Source organism: Prevotella sp. S7-1-8, assembly GCF_000758925.1.
In the GTDB taxonomy this organism is placed as follows: Bacteria; Bacteroidota; Bacteroidia; order Bacteroidales; family Bacteroidaceae; genus Prevotella.
This window is the reverse complement of sequence record NZ_JRNC01000094.1, coordinates 1-7,983: the sequence shown is the minus strand read 5'-3', so window position 1 is coordinate 7,983 and position 7,983 is coordinate 1. Positions and strand designations below refer to the sequence as shown.

Annotated in this window: 4 protein-coding genes and 2 pseudogenes; 2 read left to right on the top strand and 4 right to left on the bottom strand. The window is 35.4% G+C overall.

The features are described 5' to 3' along the window. Nucleotides 1-15 precede the first annotated feature (15 nt). The 4 genes from HMPREF1640_RS13810 to HMPREF1640_RS11515 are packed head-to-tail and all read right to left on the bottom strand — an operon-like array spanning nt 16 to nt 6,384. Nucleotides 16-492: a hypothetical protein gene (locus HMPREF1640_RS13810; protein ID WP_231565915.1), complete on the bottom strand. Its 477-nt coding sequence runs from the start codon at nt 490-492 to the stop codon at nt 16-18. A gap of 12 nt (nt 493-504) precedes the next feature. Further along, entirely contained in the window at nt 505-2,709 is a 2,205-nt protein-coding gene (locus HMPREF1640_RS11525) for a peptidase domain-containing ABC transporter (RefSeq protein ID WP_036894988.1), read from the bottom strand. A gap of 46 nt (nt 2,710-2,755) precedes the next feature. Next, the gene (locus HMPREF1640_RS11520; RefSeq protein ID WP_231565914.1) at nt 2,756-5,098 is read right to left on the bottom strand and encodes an outer membrane beta-barrel family protein; all 2,343 of its coding nucleotides are present in this window, start codon (nt 5,096-5,098) and stop codon (nt 2,756-2,758) included. Between the two features lie 2 nt (nt 5,099-5,100). Then, on the bottom strand, nt 5,101-6,384 hold the full coding sequence (locus tag HMPREF1640_RS11515; protein ID WP_081935368.1) for a radical SAM protein: 1,284 nt from the start codon (nt 6,382-6,384) through the stop codon (nt 5,101-5,103). A gap of 914 nt (nt 6,385-7,298) precedes the next feature. On the opposite strand from HMPREF1640_RS11515, the pseudogene HMPREF1640_RS13805 reads away from it, so the two are divergent. Further along, nucleotides 7,299-7,523, top strand: a pseudogene (locus tag HMPREF1640_RS13805) (hypothetical protein). A 199-nt stretch (nt 7,524-7,722) separates the two neighbouring features. Beyond that, nucleotides 7,723-7,983 (top strand): annotated as a pseudogene (locus tag HMPREF1640_RS13955) (DNA helicase); the annotation flags it as partial.

Below are 7,983 nucleotides of genomic sequence, written 5' to 3'. Positions count from 1 at the left end.
GTATTCGGATATAATTTATCCGAATACCTGCTGCCATAACGTTTTATTACTGACGATGATTCTGCCATAGGCTTTCATGTACTGTTGCAACATTGGGGTATTTTGTCCCTGTGTACTCACTGTGGCTATTGCCATAAAATAGTTGCCATCTTCCCTATGTATGAGTTTTGCATTATGGCTTATGATGTCGCAGTTATAAGATGCATTATCGTTGCCCTCGAAAGATACATGAGCCGTCCTTGGCTCATCGAAAAGGTACAAATACTTATATGGCACGAACACTTGCACTATTCTTTGATTGATGACCTCACCATTAGCATCTATGGATATAGGATAAGGTATCTTGTAGAAAGCAACTACGAGGGCGAGGACTATTATCGTAATGACAACCGTTCCCAAGCTGACGAGGCGAGTAGGAACCTTGCCTATCACGTTCCTCACCTTCTCGCTTCTCAACTCGATATTTTCTGATTCTCTTTCTTTCTGTTCCATATCAAAAGCATTTTAGTTTCCCAATTCCAACTGATTCTTCACAAGGTTATAGTATGCCCCTCGCTTGGCGGTCAAAGACTCATGGTTGCCTTCCTCAACCACTTTGCCATGGTCGATGACAACGATTTGGTCGGCATTCTTCACCGTACTTAGGCGATGAGCCACTATCACAACCGTCTTTCCTTTGTAGAACTTATCCAAGTTCTCTACGATGCTTCTCTCATTGTTGGCATCGAGCGAGTTGGTCGCCTCGTCAAGGAAGATGTAGTCGGGATTCTTATACACCGCCCTTGCTATCAAGATACGCTGTTTCTGTCCTTGGCTCAGTCTCACGCCATCACGCCCAATCTTAGTATTGAACTTCAGAGGCAAAGCCATCACGTAATCCTTGATGCAAGCTATCTCGGCAGCTTTCAACAACCTTTCCTTGTCTATATCGCCATCATCAACAGCAATATTTCTTGCGATACTCTCCGAGAAGATAACACCATCCTGCATGACAACACCACATTGTCTGCGCCACCACTTTTTGTTGAGTTTGTTGATGTCAGTATTTCCAATGTTGATTTTTCCCTCCAAGACAGAATAATAACCAAGCATCAAACGGATGAGGGTGGTCTTTCCACTGCCAGATGCGCCAACGATGGCTGTTACCTTACCTTGCGGAATGTGAATGCTCACATCATCTATGGTTTTGCGCAAAGCATGTTGGTCGTACTTGAACATGATGCTCTTGATGTCAATGCCCTCATTCTTATCTTCAATAGAAGTTAGCAAGCCTTCCTTTCCATTCTCATCATCCATCTGGTGAATCTCGTTGATTCGCTCCAAGCTAATTTTCACATCTTGCAGAGAATAGAAGAAGTTCATCAGTTGCTCCACTGGTGAGTTGAGCTGTCCGATGATGTATTGCACGGCAAGCATCATACCGAGTGTCATTTGCCCATGAATCACGGCGGTAGCTGCAACTACCGTAATGATGATATTCTTCACCTCATTGATGAAGATACTTCCAGCCTCCTGTGTCTGTTGGAGTTTGAGTGATTTCATCTGTACCCCGAATAGGTCTGCTTGCGTGTCCTCCCATTCCCATCTTCTGCGCTGCTCACAATCCTGCAACTTGATTTCTTGCATAGAGGTGATAAACTCATAAGTTTTGTTGTTGTTGATAGCTTGCTGTTCAAACAGTTCGTAATCAAGTACCTTTCTTCGCTTCAAGAATAAGGTCATCCATACACCATAGAGAATGCTTCCCAACAAGAAAATGACAAACACCAATTTGTTATAGAAAAACAGCACCACCGAAAATACCACGAAAGTAAGCATGGCAAAAGCGATGTTGAGCGTCTGCTGAGTAAGGAAGTTGTTCACACGGCTATGGTCGTTCATTCTCTGCATCAAGTCGCCCATGAGTTTCGTATCAAAGAAAGACATAGGCAGTTTCAATAGCTTGATGAAGAAGTCACTTACCAATGATATGTTGATACGTAAGGAAATGTGAAGCAACAACCATCTGCGGATAAAGTCTATTGCCGTTCGGCTGATTGTAAGCATCAACTGTCCCAACAGAATAAGCCAAACAAAGCCAATATCTTGATTCTTGATGCCGACATCCACGATGGATTGGGTAAGGAATGGCAGAACAAGCTGCAGGAGGCTCCCGACTATCAGACCCAAGATGATTTGTCCGAAATACTTGCGGTATTTCTTCACATACCCAAAGAGAAAGCGGAAAGACCGCTTCTCTTTGATGTTCTCTTCACCTTGCATCTTATAAGTAAAGAACGCAGGAGTAGTTTCCAAGAACATAGCAATGCCCTTGTCCTCACCATTGGAGTTCGTGCTTATCCAATGCTGTTTGAACTCTTCTAAGCCATAAGTGACCAATCCCTTTCCAGGGTCTGCAACATAGAACTTCTTCCCTTTCTTTACCTTATACAAGACAACAAAGTGATTTTGGTTCCAATGAAGGATACAAGGCAAAGGGACTTCACCTAGCACCATAGTTGTTGCTCTAGCGCATGTAGTATGCAAGCCAAGTGTGTTTGCTGCCTCATTGATACCTAACAGAGAGACTCCTTCCGCAGTAGCAAAACAAAGTTTCGACAGAGAATCCAAAGAGTATTCTCTGCCGAAATATTTACATACCATTTGCAAACTAGCTATACCACATTGCATGCTATCATACTGATATTCTATAGGAAAATGATTCTTCATTTGTTACTTTGAAATCTACATTACCGCACTATTTTTGTCTAAGAGTTTATAAGCGATTTCTTTCTTCAGAATTTGATGACTGAAAAGTTGGCTTTGCTTTGTTAAAAACATTTCCAATTTTTTTAATTAAAGTTATTTCCAAATGTTGACTATCATAATAGTTGTTAAACTCCTGTTTAATCCCATTGGAATAATAAGAATATTTTGGATTCGATGTTTTGAATAAATCTTCAGCTTTAATGCTAACAATCATAGTCTTATTTTTGTTTGTATACGACAGCCCTAAGTTTAAAAGAAAGGCATTTTTTGCCTTTCTATAATTATAATATCCAGGTATGTCATCTTCAATGTACAAAAAGCCAGTCAATCTTTTACTTAAAAAAAATGAATTGTTCAACGAAAGATCACTTCCCCAACCTTTTACATTCTTAAAGGATGTCTGATTTGAAATATAGCTTGAATATGTAATATCTCCAGTCAAATTAGTTTCTAACCAAGAACCCAACTGAAAATTATATTCGACATTAATCCCAAAAGTAGATATGTCAAAGAAGTTTCCTGCTCGTTCTACTTGATTTTGAATATTTTCTGAATCCAAAAATACCATTTTCCCAAAATCTTTGTTGGTCTTAGTAAAATACATTTTTGTATAAAATGAATTGTTGCACATATAAGACAAGCTTACATTATGTATATAAGACGGTTTCATGAATGGATTTCCCTCTGAGTAATCATATTTACTTGTATACCATCTAAAAGGGTCTAATAGTTGGAAATTTGGTCTCTTAATTCTTCCAGAATAATCAATACTTATAGTATTACTATTATTTATTAAGTATTCTATACCTACAACAGGAAATACCCTTAAATAATGGTTGTTATTGATAGTGTTTAAAGTATAAGAGAGTCCTTTTGTATAAGTATATTCTGCTCTCAAGCCCAAACTTAGTTGAATTGACTTTATTGAACTCTCTGCATTTACATATAAAGCATTGTTAGCTTCTCTATATCCAAACAAGTTGTGTGAAGTAGAATAAACCAATTTTTCATCCTCTTCATTATATGACTTTGTGTTGATATAAGAGAATTTATATCCTTCACTAAATTTCCAATTCTTAAACGAATTGTCGAAATCCATTTTGAAAGTATATATATCATTCTTTTGGTGACCTGCACTACAAAAATTTTCATCTAATGTTGTTAATGCCGTTTTTGTAAGTGAAAGCCAATTCCTATGGTTTCTTTCATAGCTGTTAATGTAGCCAAGTGTAATATTGAGATTAGATTTGTCATTGAAAGAATGAGCATAATTTATTTCTAAATTCGTTTGATAATTAGCTGACTTTCCATATCCTTTAGATGACATTATGGAATCTTCCTGTATATTGTTTATAGAAAAATATTTCGTATCATTAGCAATGTCTCGATTATTAATTTTACTAAGTAACGGCAACTGTAACATTGTTGATATATTATCATGTTGACCTAAAATTAAATTTAAATTTGCTAATATTCCAGCAAAATATTCCTCGCTTTTTTTAGGACAATTTGTAGATACTATATAATTTTTGAACATATTACTATATTGACTATACGTGAATAGTTTTTCGCAACTACCTAATACCGCGGTCTCTACACTAAACTTTTTACTTGAATAGAGAATTTTTGCGGAAGTACCATAAGATAAATAGTGGGCAATACTCCCTTTCCCCAGTAAATTAGCTTGTAATCCCGGGTTTATTTTTTTCAGTGTTTCAATTTTTAAAATGCCAATATTCTCGTTGGCTTCATATTTTGCTGGTGGAGTTGATAGTACTTGAATTTTTTGAATGTTTTCTGCTCCTAAAGAATTCAAATAAGCTATTAATTCATCACCTTTTAAATAAAGTTGGTGATTATTCAAGAAAACAAGGACTTCATTTTTACCTACCATAGATATAATACCACCTTTAATATTAATCAAGGGTATTTGTGGCAATATGTCAGAAAACAATTTCCCATTTTTATTAATCACATCCATGTTGATAATAAAACCACCATGTGACATTTGGATAGCCTTTCTTCTACCAATTACTTCAACTTCATTAAGATTTTGTACATTGTTATCTAGGCAAAAATCTATTGTTTTTTCATCCGAGATGGATGCAACTTTATCCGCATACCCAATATAACTGCAAGTAAGGCTGTCATTTTTGTTCACTTGGATTTCGAAATATCCAACGGAATCTGACAATACGACTTGTTGAGTATTACAATTTTTGACAGATGCATACGAAAGTGGTTGCGATTTGTCATGAAAATACACATGGCCATATATTTTGTAAGACTGCGCATCTATTGACAAATTAGCAAAAAGTATCGTAATTATGAAAAATAACATTTTATTCATAGCTAACCTCCGAAGTTTACATTATTCTTAATATATGGTTGTATCTGTATGAAAATTCTAATAATTGCTTCCCAATACATTTTGTTTAATGCACAATGATATGCTGATGGTATAGTCGTATCCTTAGATTCAAGCCATTTTGCAGCAATACATGAACCTGAGCAAAGATGTCTTAACCAACAATCTTTACATTTTTCATACCTACCAACTTCTTTTGGGTAAAAATTATGTTTGTCTATTTTCTCGTAATCAATACCATCATGAATATTTCCAACACATAATTCTTTACAACTATTATGGCTAGAACAAACATAAATATCCCCTTTTAGATTGAAATAAAAGGAATTGATCCCAGCACTACATCCAGTATAGCTCGTTGTCTTACATTGGATTCTTCTTATGTCTTCTATAAGTTTGCGAGCGTAAACATACTTATTGTTCTTTATCCTAGATACATAATAATCAACTAAAAGACTAAATTGTTGCTTAAGATTATTATTTACATCTTCTATTTGAGGCAAATAACTGTCATTAAATGCTCTTGTAGCGAACCCATGATAGAAAGGAATTTCGTTATCTTCGAAAAAATGGAACATTTGTACAATATGCTTATTCTCTGGCATAATTGTTGCCTTACACGCAAATTTTATTCTAGTTTTCTTAAGGGTAAGAATATTTTTGATGACTAAAGGAAAACTTGGTTTGTTATTTAGAAATACTCGTTTGCTATCATTTTCCTTATCTCCATCAAGACTAATAGCTACAGTAAATTTTTCCTCTTCAAAAAATTTAATAACAGAAGAAGACAACAATGTGCCATTTGTCGTTATTTCAAAATGACTATTTTCAAATCCGAATTCCTTGCATAGCTTTGGAATTTGTCTTAATAAATTGAAATTTAAAGTTGGCTCTCCCTCTCCTGCAAAATAAAATGTAACATTACTAGAATTATTTTTAGCAAGAAATTTTAGTATCTCTAAAAAGCGCTCTTTAGACATCATCTCTTTTTTATGATACCCTGCTGACAAATAACAATAAGAACATTTCAAAGTACATCCGTGAGAAATGTCCAAACTAACAACATCTATTTTTCTACTTGATTTGTCAAAGTTATAACTCGAAGATATTTTTACACTATTTCTTTTGGGCATAATGACACTTTCATATAAACGCTCTATATCTAATGGAGAATATATATGATACAATTCCAAATCTAGTGGGTCTAATACGTATATTTGATTATTTAAATCAAATTCTTTCAAATCATTTTTGCAAACACTTGTCATTTTTGTTTATATATTAAGGGTGCGCTACAAATTAGTAGCACACCCATTATACATTTTAGAAAGTTGTTATACTATCTGATTCGCAACTTTTCTATAGTCAATCAGAATTGGTTTGAGAAAATTTTATGCTTCCATATCTAATGCCTAAAGGATTTGTTTTCTCATTCTATTTCTGTTTGACAATAAGACTATCCTCTATTGATGAGCAGCCCTGATGAAAATTGGCAACCATGACTACCACACGCATGATCCGTTGACTGTGACATATAGGTGTCATTTGTTAGCTCGCCTCCTCCTCCTTTTACATTGGACATAGATTCACCATTAAGGGTTTCAAACTTAAAATCTCTTTTCATTGTCTGTTTCCTTTCTTAAAAAAAACTACTAATGTTTTAAATCCTGGAATCTAACGTTTCTTGGAAAGTATACGCCTTTTTACCCAGACGGGGCTGTATCAACCTTGCGCAAAGGTTATTGGAACAATTGCATCAAAACAAAAGCAAACTGCAATTATTTGCCTCTTTTTGTATTCCGAGTGCAAAGGTATAAATACTTTTTGAAACAAAGTAATTTTCAGAGAATATTTAAACTATATTATCACGGCACATTTAAAAAGTCTTGGTTCTTATTCTAAATATCATTATTTTATAGCACGCCAGTAACACAGTGAAAGCTGTTCTTTTCTAAAAATGCTACCATAATCGTATGGTATTTAGCTATTGATATTCGTGTGGTATAATAGGCTCATATTTTAATCTAACTTTATGAAGATCAACAAAATAAGTACTAATAAAAGTTGGTCAGGTGAGCCGTTTTGGATCAGGACATCAAGGCGGTATGTGCTGAATATCTATACCTGTAATAATGCTTACGCAGATGTTTTCCAAACTGATTTTGGATAATGCCTACAACTTATGGGAATGATATTGTGTATTGCCTCAAGTCACATTGTGGGGTAAGGGGATATTGTAGGCAGAAGTGGGTGCTTCAAGTTCAAATTATCTGCAAATTCAGTAATGAGAGGACGTGTAAACGTAATAAGGACGTTCAAGGACTTAGTTGCGGATTTGAGGGTTACAACAAATTTTTCAGCATCTTTTTTCTCTGATTTTCATAATTTTTCCAATTTCATACAGTGAAGTTTTCTATGAATTTCTTGAAATCCGTATACCTTCTTGTGAAAAATTTATATCTTTGCAAACAAGAATAAAGTGTTCTTTGAGGCATTGCAAAAGAAAGAAGGAGAAAGAAACTCGCTCGTTTCCAAATCGTTCACCTTTTATTATTCTTATTTATGCTTTCCTTTTGTAATCAGCCGATTACATTCGCTTCTATTACTTTTATGCGGAGATTTGCGATTTCCGCACAGCAAAGGATATAGGCATCGATCGTCCCGAAAAAAACGAGATACTCCATAACATTCCGCCGACACCTGAACAGGAGGAGTTTATCGGCAAGTTGATGGAGTTTGCCAAAAACGGTGATGCCACGCTTTTGGGGCGTGCGCCGTTGAGCGAGAGTGAGGAAAAGGCAAAGATGCTGATTGCAACTGATTACGCCCGCAAGATGAGCTTGGATCTACGCATGATAGACGAAAAC